At 61.9% G+C, this 21,264-nt stretch carries 16 protein-coding genes; 3 read left to right on the top strand and 13 right to left on the bottom strand.

The window, feature by feature from the left end; all coding sequences use genetic code 11:
* Positions 1-183: 183 nt before the first annotated feature.
* On the top strand, positions 184-1,548 hold the full coding sequence (gene creD, locus ACIPL0_RS26690) for a cell envelope integrity protein CreD (RefSeq protein WP_400601541.1): 1,365 nt from the start codon (positions 184-186) through the stop codon (positions 1,546-1,548).
* Between the two features lie 307 nt (positions 1,549-1,855).
* On the opposite strand, the gene ACIPL0_RS26685 is transcribed toward creD, so the two are convergent.
* The 8 genes from ACIPL0_RS26685 to ACIPL0_RS26650 form a co-directional block, all read right to left on the bottom strand.
* A complete protein-coding gene (locus tag ACIPL0_RS26685) occupies positions 1,856-2,485 on the bottom strand; it encodes a glutathione S-transferase family protein (RefSeq protein WP_400601543.1) in 630 nt (209 codons plus the stop codon).
* A gap of 113 nt (positions 2,486-2,598) precedes the next feature.
* Complete coding sequence (locus ACIPL0_RS26680) at positions 2,599-2,790, bottom strand: hypothetical protein (RefSeq protein WP_400601545.1); 192 nt, start codon at positions 2,788-2,790, stop codon at positions 2,599-2,601.
* Positions 2,787-3,920, bottom strand: a complete 1,134-nt coding sequence (locus ACIPL0_RS26675; RefSeq protein WP_400601547.1) for a PepSY-associated TM helix domain-containing protein — start codon at positions 3,918-3,920, stop codon at positions 2,787-2,789. The genes ACIPL0_RS26680 and ACIPL0_RS26675 overlap by 4 nt, the downstream gene beginning before the upstream one ends.
* Positions 3,921-4,001: 81 nt before the next feature.
* Positions 4,002-6,437 (bottom strand): TonB-dependent siderophore receptor, encoded by a 2,436-nt coding sequence (locus ACIPL0_RS26670; protein WP_400601548.1) that lies wholly within the window; start codon positions 6,435-6,437, stop codon positions 4,002-4,004.
* Positions 6,438-6,737: 300 nt separating this feature from the next.
* Positions 6,738-7,730 carry a FecR domain-containing protein gene (locus ACIPL0_RS26665; RefSeq protein ID WP_400601550.1) on the bottom strand — a complete coding sequence of 331 codons (993 nt, stop codon included), beginning with the start codon at positions 7,728-7,730 and terminating at the stop codon, positions 6,738-6,740.
* Complete coding sequence (locus ACIPL0_RS26660) at positions 7,727-8,272, bottom strand: RNA polymerase sigma factor (RefSeq protein ID WP_400731625.1); 546 nt, start codon at positions 8,270-8,272, stop codon at positions 7,727-7,729. The genes ACIPL0_RS26665 and ACIPL0_RS26660 overlap by 4 nt, the downstream gene beginning before the upstream one ends.
* A 451-nt stretch (positions 8,273-8,723) precedes the next feature.
* Positions 8,724-9,443 carry a PolC-type DNA polymerase III gene (locus ACIPL0_RS26655; RefSeq protein WP_400601554.1) on the bottom strand — a complete coding sequence of 240 codons (720 nt, stop codon included), beginning with the start codon at positions 9,441-9,443 and terminating at the stop codon, positions 8,724-8,726.
* Positions 9,444-9,455: 12 nt separating this feature from the next.
* Positions 9,456-11,390 (bottom strand): putative nucleotidyltransferase substrate binding domain-containing protein, encoded by a 1,935-nt coding sequence (locus ACIPL0_RS26650; RefSeq protein ID WP_400601556.1) that lies wholly within the window; start codon positions 11,388-11,390, stop codon positions 9,456-9,458.
* 221 nt (positions 11,391-11,611) lie between these two features.
* Between ACIPL0_RS26650 and ACIPL0_RS26645 the strand changes: the two genes are divergently transcribed.
* The gene (locus ACIPL0_RS26645; RefSeq protein WP_400601558.1) at positions 11,612-12,058 is read left to right on the top strand and encodes a response regulator; all 447 of its coding nucleotides are present in this window, start codon (positions 11,612-11,614) and stop codon (positions 12,056-12,058) included.
* Between the two features lie 459 nt (positions 12,059-12,517).
* On the opposite strand, the gene ACIPL0_RS26640 is transcribed toward ACIPL0_RS26645, so the two are convergent.
* Positions 12,518-14,695, bottom strand: a complete 2,178-nt coding sequence (locus ACIPL0_RS26640) for a malate synthase G (RefSeq protein ID WP_400601560.1) — start codon at positions 14,693-14,695, stop codon at positions 12,518-12,520.
* A 455-nt stretch (positions 14,696-15,150) separates the two neighbouring features.
* Here ACIPL0_RS26640 and ACIPL0_RS26635 point away from each other — a divergent pair, with 455 nt between their 5' ends.
* Entirely contained in the window at positions 15,151-15,672 is a 522-nt protein-coding gene (locus ACIPL0_RS26635) for a glycine cleavage system protein R (RefSeq protein WP_400601562.1), read from the top strand.
* Positions 15,673-16,072: 400 nt separating this feature from the next.
* Here the strand turns inward: ACIPL0_RS26635 and rarD are convergent, their stop codons facing one another.
* The 4 genes from rarD to ACIPL0_RS26615 all read right to left on the bottom strand — a co-directional run bounded on the left by rarD (position 16,073) and on the right by ACIPL0_RS26615 (position 21,128).
* Complete coding sequence (gene rarD, locus ACIPL0_RS26630; protein WP_400601564.1) at positions 16,073-16,966, bottom strand: EamA family transporter RarD; 894 nt, start codon at positions 16,964-16,966, stop codon at positions 16,073-16,075.
* Between the two features lie 197 nt (positions 16,967-17,163).
* A complete protein-coding gene (locus tag ACIPL0_RS26625; protein WP_400601566.1) occupies positions 17,164-18,138 on the bottom strand; it encodes a serine/threonine protein kinase in 975 nt (324 codons plus the stop codon).
* Positions 18,139-18,328: 190 nt separating this feature from the next.
* Entirely contained in the window at positions 18,329-20,257 is a 1,929-nt protein-coding gene (locus ACIPL0_RS26620) for a PhoX family protein (protein ID WP_400601568.1), read from the bottom strand.
* 106 nt (positions 20,258-20,363) lie between these two features.
* The gene (locus tag ACIPL0_RS26615; RefSeq protein ID WP_400601570.1) at positions 20,364-21,128 is read right to left on the bottom strand and encodes a TOBE domain-containing protein; all 765 of its coding nucleotides are present in this window, start codon (positions 21,126-21,128) and stop codon (positions 20,364-20,366) included.
* Between the last annotated feature and the right edge of the window lie 136 nt (positions 21,129-21,264).

Raw genomic sequence — 21,264 nt, 5'->3', positions numbered from 1 at the left:
CGAATTTATTCGCGATGAGATTTGCCAGGCGCTGCAAATGTGTCGGACCGCAGATCTTTCGCGAATGAATTCGCTCCCACAGGTCAACCGGGTAACGTCTCTCTCCACACAATCTCCACAATCCGCCCATCACGCCTCCACACAGCTTTCACAGACTGCCCCATTCAAAAAGGGGAGTGTCACATGAACCGAGGCATAACGTTTTACAAGCTGGGGACGATCGGGCTGTTAATTCTGCTGTTGCTGGTGCCGTTGCTGATGATCGGCGGGCTGATCCAGGACCGGCAGAACCGCCGCGACGGGGTGCTGGACGACATCGCTCGCAGCTCCAGCTACAACCAGCAACTCAGCGGACCACTGCTGGTGGTGCCGTATCACAAGACCTCCAAGGTCTGGCGGCCCAACGCCGACAGTCCCAATCGCTATCAGGAAACCGTCGAAGAACGCGGACGTGTGTACTTTCTGCCGGAGCGTTTCGAGCTCAACGGCACGGTACAGACCGAAGTGCGTGCGCGGGGTATCTACGAAGCGCGGTTGTTCCATGCCGACAACCACATCAGCGGCCATTTCGTGCTGCCGGAGCATTTCGGCGTCGGTGAGGACTTTGCCAACTATCAATTCGACGAACCGTTTCTCGCCGTGGGCATCAGTGACGTACGCGGCATCGAAAATGCGCTCAAGCTCGATCTCGATGGCCAGCAGCGCGATTTCGTCCCGGGCACCAACGTGCCGCTGCTGGGCGAGGGCGTCAGCGTGGCGCTGCCCAAGCAGACCGGCCAGAGCGAAGCGCGCATCAACTTCGCCTTCGACCTGCGCCTGCAAGGCACCGGGCAACTGCAGATCACCCCGGTGGGCAAATCCAGCTCCGTGCAGTTGGTGGCCGACTGGCCGCATCCCAGCTTCATCGGCAATTACCTGCCCAGCAGCCGGGAAATCACGGAACAGGGTTTCACCGCCAATTGGCAATCGTCGTTCTTTTCCACCAACTTGCAGGACGTCCTCAATCGCTGCGTATGGGACCAGGTGTGTACCGAATTCAAGACGCGTAGCTTCGGCGTGAGCTTCATTTCGCCGGTCGACCAGTACCTGAAAAGCGACCGCGCGATCAAATACGCGCTGCTGTTCATCGTGCTGACCTTCGCCGGTTTCATGCTGTTCGAAGTGCTCAAGGGCCTGGCCGTTCACCCGGTGCAGTACGCGCTGGTCGGTGCATCGCTGGCGCTGTTTTATCTGCTGCTGTTGTCGCTGTCCGAGCACCTAGGCTTTGCGCTGGCCTACCTATTGTCGGCCAGTGCCTGTGTGGTGCTGATCGGTTTCTACGTCTGTCATGTGCTCAACAGCCTGTGGAACGGTGTGGCGTTCGGCACCGGGCTGGGCACGCTGTATGCACTGCTCTACGGCCTGCTCAGCGCCGAGGACTATGCGCTGCTGATGGGCTCGCTGTTGCTGTTCGGCCTGCTGGTGGTGTTCATGGTGCTGACCCGCCGACTCGACTGGTACGCCCTGGCCCAGCCTTCGCCCAAGGCGGTGGAGGTGAGCAATGAGTAACTGGCTGGGGTTGCGCGAGGATCAGCGAATCGCACAGGGGCTGATGGCGGAAATCAGTGGCTGGCTGGCGGCGTCTGTGCTGACAGAAACTGGAGCAAGTGCGACAGATGAACGGTGGGAGGGAGCTCTGCTCGCGATGGCGTCAGTCCGGATAAATCGATGCCGACTGAATGATCGCATTCGCGAGCAGGGCTCCCTCCCACGGGATAGACCGGCTCATGATCACCAAACGTAGCCGTCCGGCTTGCAGGCGGTGGCATCCATGAAGTCGCTGCCGCTGGCAAGCCATGCTGCTACGGGGAAAGGATCAGGCTGGCGGTCGGGTTTCCAGCATCGACGGGCGCTGGCTGACTTCGTAGAACCAGTTGGCCAGACGCGGATAGCTGCTGCGCCAACCGAGGTTAGGCTGGCGGAAATCCAGATAGCCCAAAGCGCAGGCCACGCTGATCGAAGCGATGTCGAAGCCGGCGCTCAGCTCGGTGACGGCTTCCTGCTCGAAATAGGCCAGCGCCCGGGCGATTTTCTCGCCCTGGCTGTCGACCCAGTGGTCCCAGCGCAGTTCGTTCGGGCGCAGCACGGTTTCATAGCGGATCAGCACCGCCGCATCGAGCAGCGCATCGGCCAGCGAAGCCAGGGTCAGGCGCCGCCAGCGCGCCGAACCTTCACGGGGAATCAGCGGATTGCCGACATGCTGGTGGTCCAGATAATCGAGAATCACCCGGCTGTCATGGATGACATTGTCGTCGGCCAGGCACAGCGCGGGGATCTTGCCGGAGGGGTTGTCGTGGCAAAGATCCTCGTCGGGACTGACCGGGGTGACGGTCACCGATTTCAGCTTGATGCGTCCTGTCTGTCCGGTTTCGTGAAGCAGAATCAGCACCTTGCGGGCGAACGGCGAAGCGGGATTGAAATACAGCGTCATGCTGGGGGCCGACATGGACATTCCTCTGAGCGGACTGGCCCTAAGACTAGTCAGGGCGTCTAGTCAGTGCAATATCCGGTTGCAATGCCCAGCGTGTCCCGCAACCACCTACAGGGGGCGTGCGTGCTTCAGGCTTTGCGTCGCACCATCAGCCCTTTGACGCTCAACCACGTCGGGATGCCCATGCCGACCCAGGCCAGCACATCCCAGGCGCCGTCACCCAACAGCGCGGCGAACAGGCCGGCGGCGGTGAGCAGGGCGATCCATGTCGGTTTGGCGAAGGTCTTCCAGAACGCCGAATGTTTCTTGTGTCGGGTCATGTCGCTTGCACCGCCTCACGCGCACTGGCGGTAGAGGTGGCGCGGCGGCGGACCCACCACAGGTACAGGCCGCTGACCAGCACGATGATGGTCAGCACATCCAGCGCGCCCCAGAGGATCTTCATCGGCATGCCACCGTAATCACCGAAATGCAGCGGTTGCGACAGCAGCAGGGCATCCAGGTACCACGGGCTTTTCACGATGGCGGTGACGGTCAGGTCCTTGGCGTCGATCAGCACCGGGGTCAGCAGGTGCGAGGTCAGATGGGTGTCGCCTTTCATGAACACCGCATAGTGGTGCTCGCTGGAAAAGCGCGAGCCAGGAAAGGCAATGAACGACGGTTCGGCGCCCGGCACGGTGGCCTGGGCAAGTTCCAGCAGACGGCTGGCCGGTGCGCGTTCGGTCAGCGGTGGTGCGTCGCGATAGGGCGCGACCATGGCCGCCAGCGAGTCGTTGCGCCATTGCTCGATGACCAGATCGGCGCAGGCGTTGAGCACGCCGGTCAGGCCGACCACAAAGGCCCAGGTCAGCGTCACCACGCCGATCAGGTTGTGCAGGTCGAGCCAGCGTACGCGGGTCGATTTGTTCGGGCGTACGGTGGCGAAGTCCAGCCGGCGCATGAACGGCGCATACAGCACCACGCCGGAAATGATCGCCAGTACGAACAGCAGGCCCATGAACGCTAGCAGCAGTTTGCCAGGCAGGCCGGCGTACATGTCTACGTGCAGGCGCAGCATGACCAGCATGAAGCCGCCGTTGGCCGACGGGGTTTCCAGCGCTTCGCCGGTACGCCCGTCCAGCATGAAAGTGTGGGTATCGTTCGGATCGCCGCCAGCGGTCTTGCCCATGAAGGCGTAGACGCCGTTCGGCTCATCCTCGTCCCAGCCAAAATATTGCACCACCTCACCGGGGCGATACGCCTCGGCGGCCTGCACCAGTTGCTGAAGGTCCATGCGCGGCGTGTCGGCGGGCATTTCACGAAGCTCGGGAGCGTTGCCCGACAGGTGATCGATCTCGTGGTGGAACACCAGCGGCAGGCCGGTGACTGCCAGCAACAGCAGAAACAGCGTGCAGATCAGGCTGCTCCAGGTATGGATGAACGACCAGCGGCGAATGGTTTGGCTTTTCATGGCAGCAATACCGGGTTAAGCAAAAAGCAAAAGGCCGCTGGAGCACAGCGGCCTTGTCTACAGCGTTCGGAGATTAGCCGATCACCACTTGTAGTTCACGCTGGCGAGCACGTTGCGGCGGTCGCCGAAGTAGCAGTAGAAGCCGTCGCAAGTGGACAGGTATTCCTTGTCGAACACGTTGTTGGCGTTGACCGCGACGCTCAGGCCTTTCAGCGAGCTGTTCATGCGACCGAGGTCGTAATGCACAGCGGCGTCATACACGGTGTAGGCCGGGCTGTGACCATCGTCCTTGTCGCGAACGAAGCCCATGCTGCCGATGGCAACGTTGTCGGTGTCGCCGATGTAGCGTGCGCCGAAGCCCAGACCGAAGCCGTCCAGCAGGCCGGTGTGGAAGGTGTAGTCCGCCCAGATCGACGCTGCGTTTTCCGGCGTCAGCGGCAGTGGACGGTTTTTGTCCAGCGGGTCGGTGACCTTGGTCATCTTGCTGTTGGCGTAGGTGTAGGACGCCGTCACTTTCAGCTCTTCGGTCACGTTACCCACGGCTTCCAGTTCAAAACCGCGAACCTTCGCCTCACCCAGTGGACGCTGCACGCCCAGGGTGTCGCTGAGGACGATGTCGCGACGGGTCAGGTCATACGCCGCCGCGGTGAACAGAATGTCGGTGCCCGGTGGCTGGTATTTCACGCCCACTTCGTACTGCTTGCCGGTGCCTGGCTTGAACGCATTGCCATTGGCGCCGCCTTGTTCGGCCTGGAACGACTCGGCGTAGGAAATGTACGGAGTGAAACCGGAATCGAAGACATAGCTCAGCGCCGCGTTGCCGGTGAAGGCGCTGTCGGTGCGGTCGTCGCTCTGGTCGCTGTTATAGAACTTGGTATCGGTCTTGAGCAGGTCTTGACGGCCGCCCAGGGTCAGACGCCAGTTGTCCAGCGCCATCTGGTCCTGGATGTAGGCACCGAAGTCGTCGGTTTTCTGGTTGTAGTTCTGGAACGCGAAGTAGCTGACGTTGCTGAAGTCCAGACCGTACGGGTGGGTGATGATGTTGCCGTTTGGCGCCGAGCCGAACAGCCACTTGTAGTTGTGGTTGATGCGCTGGTAATCCGCACCCAGCAGCAGCTTGTGCTTGATCGGGCCGGTGTCGAAGTTGCCTTCGAAGTTGTTGTCCAGGGCGAACTGGCTCATGTCCTCGTTGACGACGTTGGCGCCGCGGGACAAGGTGCCGTCGTCCTGCACGGCGAAGGCACTGCCGCCGGAGGTGATGGTCTGGAACGACAGGTCGCTCTTGGTGTAGCGCAGGTTCTGACGGAACTGCCAGGTATCGTTCAAGCGGGTTTCGAAGGCATAACCCAGCGCGTAATAGGTGCGATCGTAGAATTCCCAGTGCGGGTCACCGAGGTTCTCGTGGGATTTCACTTCGCCTGCCGGGGTTGCCAGACGAGTCCCCTGCAGCGGCAGGAACTGGCTGGTCGCGCCGGTATCGTCACGGTTGAACATCGTCAGCAGGGTCAGCTTGGTGTCTGGATTGATGTTCCAGGTCAGGCTTGGGGCGATGTTGTAGCGCTTGTCGTCGATATGGTCGACGGTGGTGCCGCTGTCGCGGACCACGCCGGTGACGCGGTATTCGAAGTTGTCGGCGTCGTCGATCTTGCCGGTGCTGTCGAAGCTGATCTGCTTGCGGTTATAGCTGCCGACCTGCACCTGTACTTCATGGCTGGCTTCGGCCTGCGGGCGACGGCTGACCATGTCGAGCATGCCGCCGGGCGGGGTTTGACCGTAGACCGAGGAAGCCGGGCCGCGCAGCACGGCAACGCGCTCCAGGTCCCAGGTTTCCATTTTCGGCATCACGTAGGCGCCTTTCGGCAGCGGCAAGCCGTCGAGGAACTGGGTCGGCTCGAAGCCACGGATTTTCAGCCACTCGGCACGGCTGTCGCTGCCGTAGCTGCTGGCGACCACGCCCGGCATGTAACGCACGGCGTCGTCGAGGTTCTGTACCGCGCGATCCTGCATCTGCTGGCGCGTGGCGACCGAGATGGAACGTGGTGCTTCGGCCAGTGCGGTGTCGGTCTTGGTGCCGGCAGCGGTGCGGGTGGCTGCATAGCCTTCGGCCGGGCCCCAGGCGCTTTCCACGCTGTCCTGACGACCCTGAATGCTGGTTTCCGGCAGCGCCATCACACCTTCTGGTGCCGCGACCAGGCCGTAGGTGCCGGCCGAGGTCTGGCTCAGTTGCAGACCGGTGCCGCGCAGGGCCTGGGCCATGGCGCCCGGTGCGTCGAACTGGCCCTGAACCGGTGCCGAAGTGCGGCCGGCGGCCAGTGCCGGGTCCAGCGACAGGGCGAGACCCGCCTGGCTGGCGATCTGGGTCAGTGTGGTCGACAGCGGCGCTGCGGGCAGGTTGTAGGCACGCACGCTGGAGGCCTGCGAGGCAGCCACGGCTTGCGTGCTCGCCAACGGGGCAGCGAGGGCGACGGCCACGGCCAGAAGGCTGGGGCGCAGAAGGGTTTGCAGCGTACTGGACATGGACGACTCCTGGGTCAAAACGGATCTCAATGCCTGTGTGCCGGACGAGATTGAAAAAGTGATAGGGGCAAACGAAAATAATTTCGTTTCAGTTTCTGGAAGCGTTTCTATACATCGGCGACGCCGCCTGGAAACGGGATGAAAACTGTTGTGGGAGGGAGCCCTGCTCGCGAAAGCGTCACTTCAGACAATGCGGTGCTGTCTGGTCCGGCGCCTTCGCGAGCAGGGCTCCCTCCCACAGGTCGCATCTGCCGAACGTGTCATCGGTGTGGTCAGGGCGATTTTTATAGGGGGCTGATTTCAGAGCTTCGCAGTCGGTCTGGCCGGATTACCGACCACCGTGACCCACCACTGCGTGCGCTGTTCGATGGCCACGGGCAGGGTCGGCATCAGCGCCTTGAGCGCCAGGTCGGTGTCGGTCAGCGGGAAGCTGCCGGTGATGCGCAGATCGGCGACATCCGACGCCACGCCCAGATGGCCTTGGCGATAACGCCCGATTTCGGCCACCACGTCGGCCAGACGGGCGTTGTCGACAACCAGCATGCCGCGCATCCAGGCATCGGCACCGGGGGCGAGGGTGAGCATCGGGCCGAGGCTGTCGCGCTGGATCAGCATCTGCTGGCCTTCGTGCAGGATCAGCTCATTGGCCGACGCCTGCGGATGCGCGGCCACCGCCGACTGCAGGACGCTGAGCAGGGTGCCGTCGTCCTGACGCTTGACCAGAAATTTCGTACCCAGCGCGCGCATCTGGCCTTCGCGGGTTTCGACGATGAACGGGCGCGGATCGTCGTGGCTGCCGGTTTCGACGAAAATCTCGCCTTCCTGAAGGATGATCCGCCGCTGCCTGCTATCGAACCTCACGTCCACCGCGCTGTGGGTGTTCAGGCGGATCAGGGTGTTGTCCGCCAGACGGATAGTGCGTTGTTCACCGGTGGCGGTGCGCTGGTCGGCGAGCCAGTAATTCACCGGCAGATAACGTTCGCCGAGCAACAGGCTCAAGCCCAGCGCCAGCGCGATCCCGGCGACTCCGCGCCCGAGCCTGCGCATCTGCCGCCCAACGCCTTCGCGCGAACGCAACAAGGCCGAACGGGCCGGGCCGCTGGTGCCGGCAAAGCGTTGATCGAGCATGCCCAGTTGCATCCAGGCGCGGGCGTGCTCCTCGCTGGCGGCGTACCACTTGGCGAACTCTTCGCGCTCGGCTTCGCTGCCGCGTCCGCAATCCAGGCACAACTGCCAGGCGATGGCGGCATCCAGCACCTTCGACGACACGGGGCGGGTCGAGGGGCGGTTCATGTCGGCTCACCGTACAGGGCGATGTAGCACTGGCGCATGCCCTGAGCCAGGTATTGGCGCACGCGGGGCACCGAGACGCCGACCTTCTCGGCAATCTCGGCATGGCTCAGGCCATCCAGACGGTTATATAGAAAGGCGGCGCGCGCCTTGCTCGACAGCTTGTCGAGCATGCGATCGATGGCTTTGAGGTCTTCGAGGACCAACTGCTGTTCTTCCAGCGAAGGTTGTTCGCTTTCCGGAATCAGCATCAATTCGCCGAGATAGGCCTGTTCCAGCGCGGCGCGGCGGAAGTGGTCGAACAGCAGCCCCTTGGCCACCTGCACCAGAAACGCCCGCGGTTCGCGCGGCACGTCCAGTTGCTCGCGACCGAGCAGACGGGTGAAGGTGTCCTGGCTGAGGTCTTCGGCACGGTGCGGACAGGCGACGTTACGCCGGAGCCACGCCAGCAACCAGCTGCGATGGTCGCGATAGAGCGTTCCGACAAGCTGATGTTGGGGGCTTTGAATGGACGACACGCACGCACCGAAAAAAGAAAAAGCCATCTAACGAGAATTATTCGCGATTGTGTCAGAGCGCAAGAATGCTGGCAATTGGTCTTCAGCGGAAGTAGCTGAACGGTTTGTTGCAGGAGAGAACAAGGTGGGAAAACTGTAGGAATGAAGCCGTGCCGCTGCCGCTGAGATAAGGAGTGGCTTTTGTGGGAGGGAGCCCTGCTCGCGAAGGCATAGTGTCAGCCGCTGCCTGTATGTCTGGCCTGACGCTTTCGCGAGCAGAGCTCCCTCACAGGGACTTGCGGTGATTGCTGGATCGACTTCTGCCGGAACACCGTCTCGCGAATGAATTCGCTCCCACAGGGGGGCCGGCCCAACACCGTGCAATTTTTTGTAGGAGTGAGCTTGCTCGCGATGGAGTCAGGTCAGCCACCGCCGCATTGCCTGAACCTGCGCTATCGCGAGCAAGCTCACTCCTACAAAGGTTGTTGTTCGCTGTTCTTCAGAACGAATGCGTCTGCTGCCGGCGCCGCCACTGCGACAGGCATTGCTCCAGCCGTGCCGGGCTGTCGATCTGCTGGCGGCGGGCGTGGCTGAACAGGATCAGCGCCAGTTCGGCGGTGACCAGCGCGTCGGCGCTGGCGTGGTGGCGTTCTTCGGCGTGCAGGCCGAAAAACGCCGTCCAGTCATCCAGCCCGGCCTGGCGCAGTCCGGCGTCGGGGCACAGCATCGGCGCAATATCGGCGACGTCGAGAAACGGATGCTGCAGGCGATAGCCCAGGCTTTCCTTCAAGGCCCGGCAGATCATGTGCTGGTCGAACGGCGCATGAAACGCCAGCAGCGGGCTGTCGCCGACGAACTCCATGAAATCCAGCAACGCCTCCACCGGTTCGCTGCCGGCAGCGATCGCGCTGGGCCCCAGGCCGTGGATCAGCACGCTGGGGCTGAGTTTGTGGTCCGGGCGCGACAGCGTGACTTCAAATTGCTGACCCAGATCGATGGCACCGTCTTCGATGACCACCGCGCCGATGGACAGCACTTCGTCACGGCTCATGTTCAGGCCACTGGTTTCCAGGTCCAGCACCACCCAGCGTTGTTGCCGCAGCGGGGTTTCCGCCATGGGCGCTGGACGGAGCAGTTCCGCCAGCCGTTGCAGTTGCTCGGCGGTCAGTTCCGGCGCCTTGGCGCGGCGGGCTGGCCGGAGCCATTCAAACAGATTCATATTCAGGGCGGTTCACAGTTGGTAGCGCACGCTCAGGCTGGTTTGCAGCCGCTGCGCCTGACGAAACGATTCGCGCAAAATGCGCCGGTCCAGATGGTTGAGCACATCCGGGTCGATGCGGTTGGAGTACGGCAGATTTTGCCGGCTCTGTTGCTGATGCTGCTGCATGCGCGTCTGTTGGATGAAGTGGTATGCCTCTTCGTAAGCGGCACCGTCCAGTGGATCGATGACCTCTTTGGCGACCAGTTGGCGCAGGCGCTCCAGCGTGTTGTTGGCGGCGATGCCGTTGGCCAGTGCCAGCAACCGTGCGCCATCGACGAACGGAGTCAGGCCCTGGGTCTTGAGGTCCAGCGTGTCCTTCTCGCTGCCTTTGCGGGCCACCACGAAATCCTTGAAACGCCCGACCGGCGGACGCTGACGCAAGGCGTTGTCGGCCAACATGCGCTGGAACAACTGGTTGTCTGCCACCTGCGCGAGAATGCTCTGGCGCAGTTGATCGCCGCCGCTTTCGTCGCCCCAGACCACCCGCAGATCGAAATAGATGCTCGACGACAGCAGGTTTTCCGGCGTGGCTTCGCGAATGAATGAAGAAAACCGCCGCGCCCACTCCAGCCGTGACAGGCACAGCTGCGGGTTGCTCGCCATGATGCCGCCCTTGCACAGGGCAAAGCCGCACAGCGCCAGACCCTGATTGATGCGTTCGGCAATCGGCAGCAGGCGCCCGCGAATCTCTGCGGCTTCGGCGGCATCTTTGGCCTCGAACAGAATGCCGTTGTCCTGATCGGTGTACAGCGTCTGTTCGCGGCGGCCTTCGCTGCCGAAACACAGCCAGCTGAACGGAATGCCGGGGTCGCCTCTTTCCTGCAGGGTCAGTTCGATGACCCGGCAGACCATGTGGTCGTTGAGCAGGGTGATGATCTGGGTGATCTGCGTCGACGACGCGCCATGGGCCAACATGCGGTCGACCAGTTGCACGATATCGCCACGCAGGTTGCTTAGCGAATCGATGCGCGGCGCATTGCGGATGGTCCGCGCCAGATGGACCAGATCGACCCGTTGCAGGGAAAACAGATCGCGCTCGGATACCACGCCGCACAGGCGTTGATCCTTGACCAGGCAGACGTGGGCGATGTGCCGTTCGGTCATCGCAATGGCGGCATCGAACGCACTGGCGTCGGGGCTCAGGTAGAACGGCGACTGGATCATGCTGTGTTCGATGGGCCGGCCGAAGTCGGCATTCACGTCGGCAACCACCTGACGCAGGTCGCGCAGGGTGAAGATGCCCAGCGGCGCCTTGGCTTCATCGACGATGACGATGCTGCCGACCTGCGATTCGTCCATCAGCCTGACCGCTTCGCGCAGCGGCGTTTCGGGGGCGCAGGTCACCGGATGCCGCATCGCCAGTTCGCCCAGACGGGTGTTCAGCGAGTACTGCGTGCCCAGTGTTTCCACCGCCTTCTGCTTTACTTGCTGGTTCACCTGCTCAAGCAGGCTGCTGACACCGCGCAAGGCGAAGTCGCGGAAGGTTTCGGAGAGGGCGAACAGCTTGATGAACGCCTGCTTGTTCAGTTGCAGGCAGAACGTGTCTTCGGCCGCCAGGTGCTCGGTGCGGGTCGCACGCTCGCCAAGCAGCGCGGCGAGGGGAAAACACTCGCCGGTGGTGATTTCAAACGTGGTCTCGGTGCCACCCTTGGCCGAATGCGGACGTTCGCCGACGACCCGTCCTTGCTTGACGATGTAGAAGTGCTCTACTGGCCCATCGCCAGGCTTGATGATGCTCTCGTCCGTAGCGTAGAAACGCAGCTGGCACTGTTCGACCAGATAGGCCAGATGGGCGTTCTCCATCTGATTGAATGGCGGGAACTTTTGCAGAAATTGCATGGTGCCGTGGATGTTCTGCAACACGGCTGTTTTGCCCGCCTGGGTAAATGCGTCCGCTTTGCTCATGGCCGATACCGCTTGTTGTTATGGGATCCATGGTCGACCGCTTGTCGCAAACTTCCCATTGGACGTAAGTCTTAGGTGACGGGAAATGCGTTGGAGGCCATCGAAGCCTGAGTTAAAACCGTGTCGATGTGTGTAGTACGAAGGGTGGAAACGATGAGGGGTACAGCGTAGTCAGTTGTCTGCGCTGTCGGATTTAGAGTCGACGGGAAAATGAGACGGGTATGTTCGATCACGACATTTTGAGTGATGAAGAGCGCGATGCCCTCAACGAGGTCATGTTGGCGCCTGCATCGCAATCGCCACAACGGGTGCTGATCGTCGATGACGACAAGGATGCTCGGGAAGTCCTCGCCGAAATCCTCAGCCTCAACGACATCAGTTGTATTACCGCAGCCGGCGGTACCAGTGCCATGCATCTGCTGGAAACCCGACCGTCCATTGCCTTGCTGATCACCGATCTGCGCATGGCACCTTGTGACGGGCTGGATCTGATCCGTCGGGTACGCGATTCCGACCGGGCGGCCCTGCCGATCATCATCGTCTCGGGCGATGCGCAAGTGCGCGATGCCATCGACGCCATGCATTTGAGTGTGGTGGATTTCCTGCTCAAGCCGATCAACACCAAGCAGTTGCTGCGGCTGGTGAAGCGGGAATTGGGGATGGGTTGAGTCTGGCTCTGTCATTGATGGGGACGCCTGACCCTGTGGGAGCGAATTCATTCGCGAAGCGGTGGTTCAGGCGATAAAGGTGTGTCGATCAAGCTGGCCAATCGCGAATGAATTCGCTCCCACGGAGTCGGTGCGGACACCCCCGGAATCTGCAGGAACCTCAGGCTGTGGGAGCGAATTCATTCGCGAAGCGGTGGTTCAGGCGATAAAGGTGTGTCGATCAAGCTGGCCAATCGCGAATGAATTCGCTCCCACAGGGTTCGGTGCGTGCCGCATTCTCTATGAACGCCGCCGACTTTGTGGGAGCGGGCTTGCCCGCGAAGACGGCGCTCCAGGCAGTATCCGTGGCGCCTTGACACCGCAATTCGCGGGCAAGCCACGCTCCCACAGGATTAGCCAGGTGGCATGAAAAAAGGCGGTGTGTCCTGCGACACACCGCCTTTTTGTTGACCGGCCTTTTTACAGACCGTTCTTCGCCTTGAACTCACGGCGACGACGGTGCAGGACCGGCTCGGTGTAGCCGTTCGGCTGTTTGGTGCCTTCGATCACCAGTTCGACCGCCGCCTGGAAGGCGATGTTGCTGTCGAAGTCCGGGGCCAGCGGGCGGTACAGCGGGTCGTTGGCGTTCTGCCGGTCGACCACCGGTGCCATACGCTTGAGGCTGTCCATCACCTGTTGCTCGTTGACCACGCCGTGGCGCAGCCAGTTGGCGATGTGCTGGCTGGAAATACGCAGCGTCGCACGGTCTTCCATCAGGCCGACATCGTGGATGTCCGGCACTTTCGAGCAACCGACGCCCTGATCGATCCAACGCACCACGTAACCGAGGATGCCCTGCGAGTTGTTGTCCAGTTCGTTCTGGATTTCCTCGGCGGTCCAGTCGGTGTTCGGCGCCAGCGGAATGGTCAGGATGTCATCGACCGAGGCCGGTGCGCGCTTGGCCAGCTCGGCCTGACGGGCGAACACGTCGACCTTGTGGTAGTGCAGGGCGTGCAGCGCGGCCGCCGTCGGCGACGGCACCCAGGCGGTGTTGGCGCCGGCCAGCGGGTGAGCGATTTTCTGTTCCAGCATCGCCGCCATCAGGTCCGGCATCGCCCACATGCCTTTACCGATTTGCGCACGGCCTTGCAGGCCGCATTTCAGACCGATGTCGACGTTGGAGTTTTCGTAGGCGCCGATCCACTTCTCGGCTTTCATCTGCGCCTTGCGCACCACCGGGCCGGCTTCCATGGAGGTATGGATTTCGTCGCCGGTACGGTCCAGGAAGCCGGTGTTGATGAACACCACACGCTCGCTGGCCGCCTTGATGCAGGCCTTGAGGTTGACCGTGGTACGGCGCTCCTCGTCCATGATCCCGACCTTCAGGGTGTTGCGCGGCAGGCTCAGCACGTCTTCGATGCGACCGAACAGCTCGTTGGCGAACGCCACTTCTTCCGGGCCGTGCATCTTCGGTTTGACGATGTACACCGAACCGCTGCGGCTGTTGGCCCGCGAGGTGTTGCCCTTGAGGTTGTGGATGGCCGCGAGGCTGGTGACCAAACCGTCGAGAATGCCTTCCGGTACTTCGTTGCCCTGGTTGTCGAGGATCGCGTCGATGGTCATCAGGTGACCGACGTTGCGCACGAACAGCAGCGAACGGCCATGCAGCGTCACTGGCTCACCGGCAGGCGAGGTGTAGACGCGGTCGGGGTTCATGGTGCGGGTGAAGGTGCTGCCGCCCTTGGCGACTTCTTCGGCCAGGTCGCCTTTCATCAGGCCCAGCCAGTTGCGGTAGACCACGGTCTTGTCGTCGGCGTCGACGGCGGCGATGGAGTCTTCGCAGTCCATGATCGTGGTCAGCGCGGCTTCCATCAGCACGTCTTTGACGCCGGCGGCGTCGGTCTGGCCGATCGGGCTGGAGGCGTCGATCTGAATCTCGAAATGCAGGCCGTTGTGCTTGAGCAGAATGGCGGTCGGTGCCGACGCCTCGCCCTGGAAGCCGATCAGCTGCGCGTCGTCACGCAGACCGGTGTTGCTGCCGTCCTTGAGGCCGACGATCAGCACGCCGTCGACCAGCTTGTAGCCGGTGGAATCGACGTGGGAGCCGGTCGCCAGTGGCGCGGCTTCGTCGAGGAAAGCGCGGGCGAAGGCAATGACCTTGTCGCCACGCACCTTGTTGTAACCCTTGCCCTTTTGCGCGCCGCCTTCTTCGCTGATGGCATCGGTGCCGTACAGCGCGTCGTACAGCGAACCCCAGCGGGCGTTGGAAGCGTTGAGGGCGAAGCGGGCGTTCATCACCGGCACCACCAACTGTGGGCCGGCCATGCGGGCGATTTCTTCGTCGACGTTTTGCGTCGTGGCCTGGAAGTCCGCCGCTTCTGGCAGCAGATAACCGATTTCCTGCAGGAAAGCTTTGTATGCGGCAGCGTCGTGGGCCTTGCCGGCATTGGACTGGTGCCAGGCGTCGATGCGCGCCTGGAAGTCGTCACGTTTGGCGAGCAGTGCCTTGTTCTTCGGCGCCAGCTCGTGGATGAGCTTGTCGGCACCGGCCCAGAAGGCCGCGGCATCCAGGCCGGTTCCGGGAATGGCTTCGTTGTTGACAAAATCCAGCAGGACCTTGGCGACCTTAAGGCCACCGACTTGAACGTGTTCAGTCATTGCTTGCCTCACTCTGCTCAGCTATCTGCGCTTCAATCTCGAGCGCTCTCTTGTTTAAGCCATCGGCATCGCTGCGTGCCCTTGCCAGAACATGCCATCGCTGGCGGCTGGGCCGGGGCCGGGGCCGGAACGGTTGTTCACGTTACAGCGATGCAGGGTCAGGCATCGTTTCTTCGTTTGGATAACGCCATGTAGTGAACGCGACGGAATACTACATGAGGAGTTGCAGCGTGAAAATCAGACTAAATATGTCACCGAGCGACTGGATTTTCACGAACAGTCACGTCGGGGATGCGGATGTTCTCAAAAAAGTCATGAATTGTTCCAGAAAATTATAAAAACAGTACACATAAAGCTGACCAGAGCGTGCCGCAGCGGCTTGCCTATACTTGCCCGACAGCCGCGCAGGCCGGGGCTCACCGGGCTGTGAACAGGTCAAACAAGAGGAGTCGACCGTGGATCATCTCATCGTCACCGTATTTGCCCCCGACAAACCGGGCCAGGTCGAACAGATCGCATCGTGCATTGCCAATCACGGCGGCAATTGGCTGGAAAGCCGTATGACTCACATGGCCGGGCAGTTCGCCGGAATCCTGCGGGTGGGTGTGCCGGCCGAGGCACACGAACAATTGCGCGGGGCGCTGGAGGCGCTGTCGGCCCACGGGATTCGCGTGCAATTTGCCGAAATCGGTATCGAGACTACTTGCAACTGGAAGCCGATCAACATGGAACTGGTGGGCACCGACCGGCCCGGTATCGTGCGCGACGTCACCCGGTTGCTGACCGAGCAGGGTGTCAACGTCGAGCAACTGGTCACCAATGTCGAGCCAGCACCGATGAGCAGCGAACCGCTGTTTCGCGCCAATGCCTTGCTGGGGTTGCCGCTGACCCTGTCGCTGGACGTGTTGCAGAAGCGCCTGGAAACCCTGGCGGATGATTTGATGGTGGAGTTGAAGCTGAAAGTCGAAGAGTCGTGATCGCCAGCTATTACCGACTCGAATCTGTGGGAGCCGGCTTGCTGGCGAAGGCGTCAGGTCAGATACGTCAGCGTTGAATGGCACACCCCGTTCGCCAGCAAGCCGGCTCCTACAGGTTTGCGGCGTGCGGTAAATGGGTGACCGATTCGGATCCTACAGGGACCGTTGTACTGCTACGGGGATCATGCGGTTATCCAGTATTTACTTGAACCAGCCTGTGGATAAGCTGCGGATACCGGCCTGGACCCCGCGTTGATCAAGGGATTGCGAGACTTGATCAAAAAACGTTCAGATTCAACGGCTTGTGCACAAATAGCTTGAACGAGGTTGTGGATAACCTGCGTGTGGATTGCTGCAGGCCACGCCAATCGTGGCTTGCAGTGATCTGTTCAAATATTGATCAGCGTCCGGCGCGGCGACGCATCGCCATCCAGGCGTCGGCGCTGTAGATGATCAGGCCGGCCCAGATGAACATGAAGGTGACCATGGTCGCCGGGTTCATGTGTTCGCCGAACATCAGTACGGCCAGCGACAGTACCAGTGTCGGCGCGATGTATTGCAGGAAGCCCAGGGTGGCGTAAGGCAGATGTCGTGCGGCGGCGTTGAAACACACCAGCGGCACCAGCGTCACCGGCCCGGCGGCGGCCAGCCACAGCGCTTGCGATGTGCTCCAGAACTCAGGTTGCGCGCTGTGGGCCGTAGGGTTGAACAGCAGCCAGCCAACTGCCAGCGGCACCAGAATCCAGGTTTCCACCACCAGCCCCGGCAGCGCGGCCACCGGCGCCTGTTTGCGGATCAGCCCGTAGAAGCCGAAGCTGAACGCCAGCGCCAGCGAAATCCACGGCAGGCTGCCCAGTTGCCAGACCTGCTGCGCCACGCCCACCAGCGCCAGCAGCACGGCGACCCACTGCAGCGGACGCAGCCGTTCGCGCAGCAGCACCAGGCCGAGCATCACGTTGACCAGCGGGTTGATGAAGTAACCCAGGCTGGCTTCGACCATATGGTTGTTGTTCACCGCCCACACGTAGATCAGCCAGTTGGCGGCGATCAGCGAGCCGCTGCCGGCCAGAATCGCCAGACGCCGCGGGTTGTCGCGCAACTCACGCCACCAACCCGGATGCTTCCAGACCAGTAACAGCAACGAACCGGAAATCGCCGACCAGATGGCGCGGTTGACGATGATTTCCAGAGCCGGGACTGCGGAAAGCAGCTTGAAGTAGATTGGAAACAATCCCCAGATGATGTAGGCGCTCAGGCCCAGTATGTACCCGTGGCGCGGGTTGGCAGCTTGCATGGGTGGTCCTTCGGCAAGGTGTTGTTTTAGGTGTGGCGGGTGAATGGAAAACGCATTGTGGGAGGGAGCCCTGCTCGCGAAAGCGGTGGATCAGCCGAAACAGTATCGACCGGAATGACGCCTTCGCGAGCAGGGCTCCCTCCCACAGGGCCGGTGCTGTCGGATGTATCGCAGAAGGCACCGGCAGTCGGATTTATTCAAAACAGCTTCAACGGCTCCTCGTTCAGTGCCGACAGTTGCTCGCGCAGCGCCAGCACCTGATCGCCCCAGTAACGCTCGGTGCCGAACCAGGAAAAACTCTGCGGAAACGCCGGGTCGTCCCAGCGGCGGGCCAGCCAGGCGCTGTAGTGCAGCAGGCGCAGTGCGCGCAGCGGCTCGATCAGCGCCAGTTCACGCGGGTCGAAGTCGTGGAATTCGTTGTAGCCGTCCATCAGTTCCGAGAGCTGGCTCAGACGGTCATGGCGCTCGCCGGCCAGCATCATCCAGATGTCTTGCACGGCGGGGCCCATGCGGCAGTCATCGAGGTCGACGATGTGGAAGATCTCGTCGCGGGTCATCATGTTGCCGGGGTGGCAGTCGCCGTGCATGCGGATGATCTGGTGCGGTGTGGCGGCGTAGGCGTCTTCGACACGCTTGAGCAGATCGCGGGCGACCGATTCGAACGCCGGCAGCAGGCTGCGCGGAATCACATCGTGGTCGAGCAGGTAGTTCAGCGAGTCATGGCCGAAGTTCTGCACGGCCAGTGCTTCGCGGTGCTCGAACGGGCGGGAAGCGCCCACCGCATGGATGCGCCCCAACAACTGGCCGAGGCGATACAGCTGATCCAGATTGCCCGGCTCCGGCGCACGTCCGCCGCGACGGGGAAACAGGGTGAAGCGAAAGCCTGCGTGTTCGAACAGGGTTTCACCGTTATGGACAAGCGGCGCCACCACCGGGATATCCACCTCGGCCAGCTCGGCGGTGAAGCTGTGTTCTTCGAGAATCGCTTCGTTGGTCCAGCGGTCGGGGCGGTAGAACTTGGCAATCAGCGGCTGACTGTCTTCGATACCAACCTGATAGACGCGGTTCTCGTAGCTGTTGAGGGCCAGAATGCGGGCGTCGCTGAGGAACCCGATGCTTTCGACAGCATCCAGCACCAGGTCAGGGGTCAGTGTTGCGAACGGATGGGCCATGCTTGTTCCTGCGCGCCGTCGGGCCGGTCATGGTAACGCAGGGCGGGGTAAATGAGAGGGATGTATTGGGGCCGGCTCATTGTGGGAGCGAATTTATTCGCGATTGGCCGTGACGGGCGACACAACTTCATCGCCTGACACATTGCATCGCGAATGAATTCGCTCCCACAAAAGTCATTCCGTAAGTGCATCAGGCGCCGATGATGCCGCCATCCTCACGGGTGATCACCATCACCGACGAACGGGGTTTGCCATCGGGCAGGTGCTCGGGGAAGGTCGAGCCGCCGTTTTCACCCGGGTGCTGAATGCCCACGAACAGCGCCTTGTGGTCCGGCGCGAAGCTGATGCCGGTCACCTCGCAACCCACCGGGCCGACCATGAAGCGGCGGATTTCGCCGCTGGACGGGTCGGCGCAGAGCATCTGGTTGTTGCCCATGCCGGCAAAGTCGCCGCTGTTGCTGGCGTCGCCGTCGGTGAGAATCCACAGCCGCCCGGACTTGTCGAAGCCCAGACCGTCCGGGCTGTTGAACATGTTCTGCGGGGTGATGTTGCTGGAGCCGCCCAGCGGCGTGCCGCTGTGTACACCGGGGTTGCCGGCCACCACGAACAAGTCCCAGGCGAATGCCATGGAGGCTGCGTCGGATTCATGTTCCTGCCAGCGCAGAATCTGCCCGTACTGGTTTTTCGCCCGCGGGTTCGGACCGCCCACCGGCTGGCCTTCTTCGCCGCGTTTGACGTTGTTGGTCAGCGTGCAATAGACCTGACCGTCCTTGGGGCTGACCACGATCCATTCCGGGCGGTCCATGCGCGTGGCCTTGACCACGCTGGCGGCCAGTCGCGCATGGATCAGCACTTCGGCCTGATTGGCAAAACCTGCGGCGGCATCGATGCCGTTCTTGCCGTGGCTCAGCTCGATCCATTGGCCCTGGCCTTTCGGCCGGTCCGGGTTGTTGTCACCGCCATCGAACTGCGCGACGTACAGGGTGCCGTGGTCGAGCAGATCGCGGTTGGCCTTGGGGTTCTTGTGGTCGACCTTGTCGCGGCTGATGAATTTGTAGATGAACTCGCCGCGCTCGTCGTCGCCCATGTACACCACCACACGACCGTCTTTGGTTTCGGTGATGGCAGCGTTTTCATGTTTGAAGCGGCCCAGCGCCGTGCGTTTGATCGGGGTCGATTTCGGGTCGAACGGATCGATTTCCACCACCCAGCCATGGCGGTTGAATTCGTTCGGATTCTTCGCCACGTCGAAGCGCGGGTCATGCAGGTGCCAGTTCACTTCCTTGCTGGTGGCGACCACGCCGTAGCGTTTGGTCGCAGCGTCGAACTTCGCCGCCGGATCGCTGCTGCCGAAACAGTCGGTGAAGTTCTCTTCGCAGGTCAGGTAGGTGCCCCATGGCGTCTTGCCGTTGGCGCAGTTCTGAAAGGTGCCGAGCACTTGCTTGCCGCTGCTGTCGGCGGCGGTTTTCAGCCAGTCATGGCCGGCTGCCGGGCCGCTCAGGCGAATCGGCGTGTTGCCGTGGATGCGCCGGTTGTATTTGGAGCCCTGCACGAAACGCCACTGGCCGCCTTCGCGCTTCACTTCGATGACCGACACGCCTTCGCTGGCTTGGGCCTTGTGTACGTCGGCGGCGGACTGCGGGTCTTTGCCGTGATCGAACAGGTAGCGGTAGTTGGTGTATTCGTTGTTGATCGCCATCAGTGCGCGACTGGCGTTGTCGGGGTTGTCACCGGGGAAGGTGAACAGGCTCATGCCGTCGTTGTTGTCGCCGAACTGCAGTTCCTGCGCCTTGGCTGTGCCTTTGCCGCTGGGGTCGAAAGCCGGGCCGCCAGCGTGCAGCGGCTGGCCCCAACTGATAAGCACCGAGGCCTTGTAGCCAGGCGGCAGGCTGATGCTGTCGGCGGTGGCGGCAGGGATGCTGTCGAAGCCGATCAGCGTGGCGTTGCCAGCGCTGACGCTGGCGGCCATGACGCTACGGCTGAGCAAGTTGCCACCCAGAAACATGGCCGCGCCACACAGGGCGCCAGCGCTGATAAAGCCACGGCGGGTCAGGCCCACCTCGCTGTGCGATACAAGCGTTTCGAGGTCGGTGGGCTGATGTTCTTCTAATGGTTTCATCACGGGCTTCCTGCGGTTTTGGCAGAAAACCTTATTCAGCGTGGATGACGCTATTGTGTCCGCAGGATGACTCCGGAAACGTCTCGCAACACCCGCTCGCGTGTGGTTACAACGGTGTGCCGATCAACACGTAGGACGGCGCGAACTGCACTTTAACGTCGCTGCCGACCTTGAGTTTCAAGGCTTTGAGCTGATCCTGCTCGGCCAGGGCGCACAGGGTCTGACGGCTTGGCAGGCCGATTCTGACCTCGCTCGGGCCGTCGTCGGCGTCGAGAATTTCCTCGATTTTTCCGCTGAGGCAATTGTGTCCAGTTGTTGCGGGCTGGTCGGGGGGCAGCAATTCCAGCCAGCTCGCCTTGATCAGCGCAAACACGTCTGTGCCTGGCTCCAGCTCCAGGCGCTGGGTGCTGTCGTGAGTGATTTGTGCCTCGATGGACAGACCGCCGGCCAGTTGCAGACCGATCATGTCGTTGCGCCCAAACGGCATGATGCTGGCGACCTGACCATGCAATTGGTTGCGCGCGCTGGTGCGCAGCATCAGGCGGCTGAGCAGGGCCAGATCGCTGGATTCTTCCGGGGTTTCCAGCAGTTGCGTTTGTAGCGCCTGCAAGCGCTGGTACAGACGCAACACCCGTTCGCCTTCTTCCGACAACCGCGCGCCGCCGCCGCCACGGCCGCCAACGCTGCGCTCGACCAGTGGTTTCTGCGCCAGGTTGTTCAATTCGTCGATGGCATCCCACGCCGCCTTGTAGCTCAGGCCCGCGCTTTTTGCCGCGCGGGTGATCGAGCCCTGTTCGGCAATATGCTGCAACAGCGCAATGCGGTGGGGACGGCGAACCATGTGCTGAGTAAGGGACGGCGGTAGGGACATGTCGGACAGTTTTTGATCAGTGGACTTGGGGGCGGAGTGTAAGCCAAAAAGCAAAGGTGATGCGGAGCCGCAACGTCCCTGTAGGAGCGTGGCTTGTCCCGCGACCGGCGGGGAACCCGTCGTAAAACCGCCAAAC

Origin of the sequence: Pseudomonas sp. NPDC090208 (genome assembly GCF_044746785.1) — a bacterium.
GTDB lineage: Bacteria > Pseudomonadota > Gammaproteobacteria > Pseudomonadales > Pseudomonadaceae > Aquipseudomonas.
Note: the sequence above shows the minus strand (reverse complement) of the source record. Positions and strands in the feature narration are given on the sequence as shown.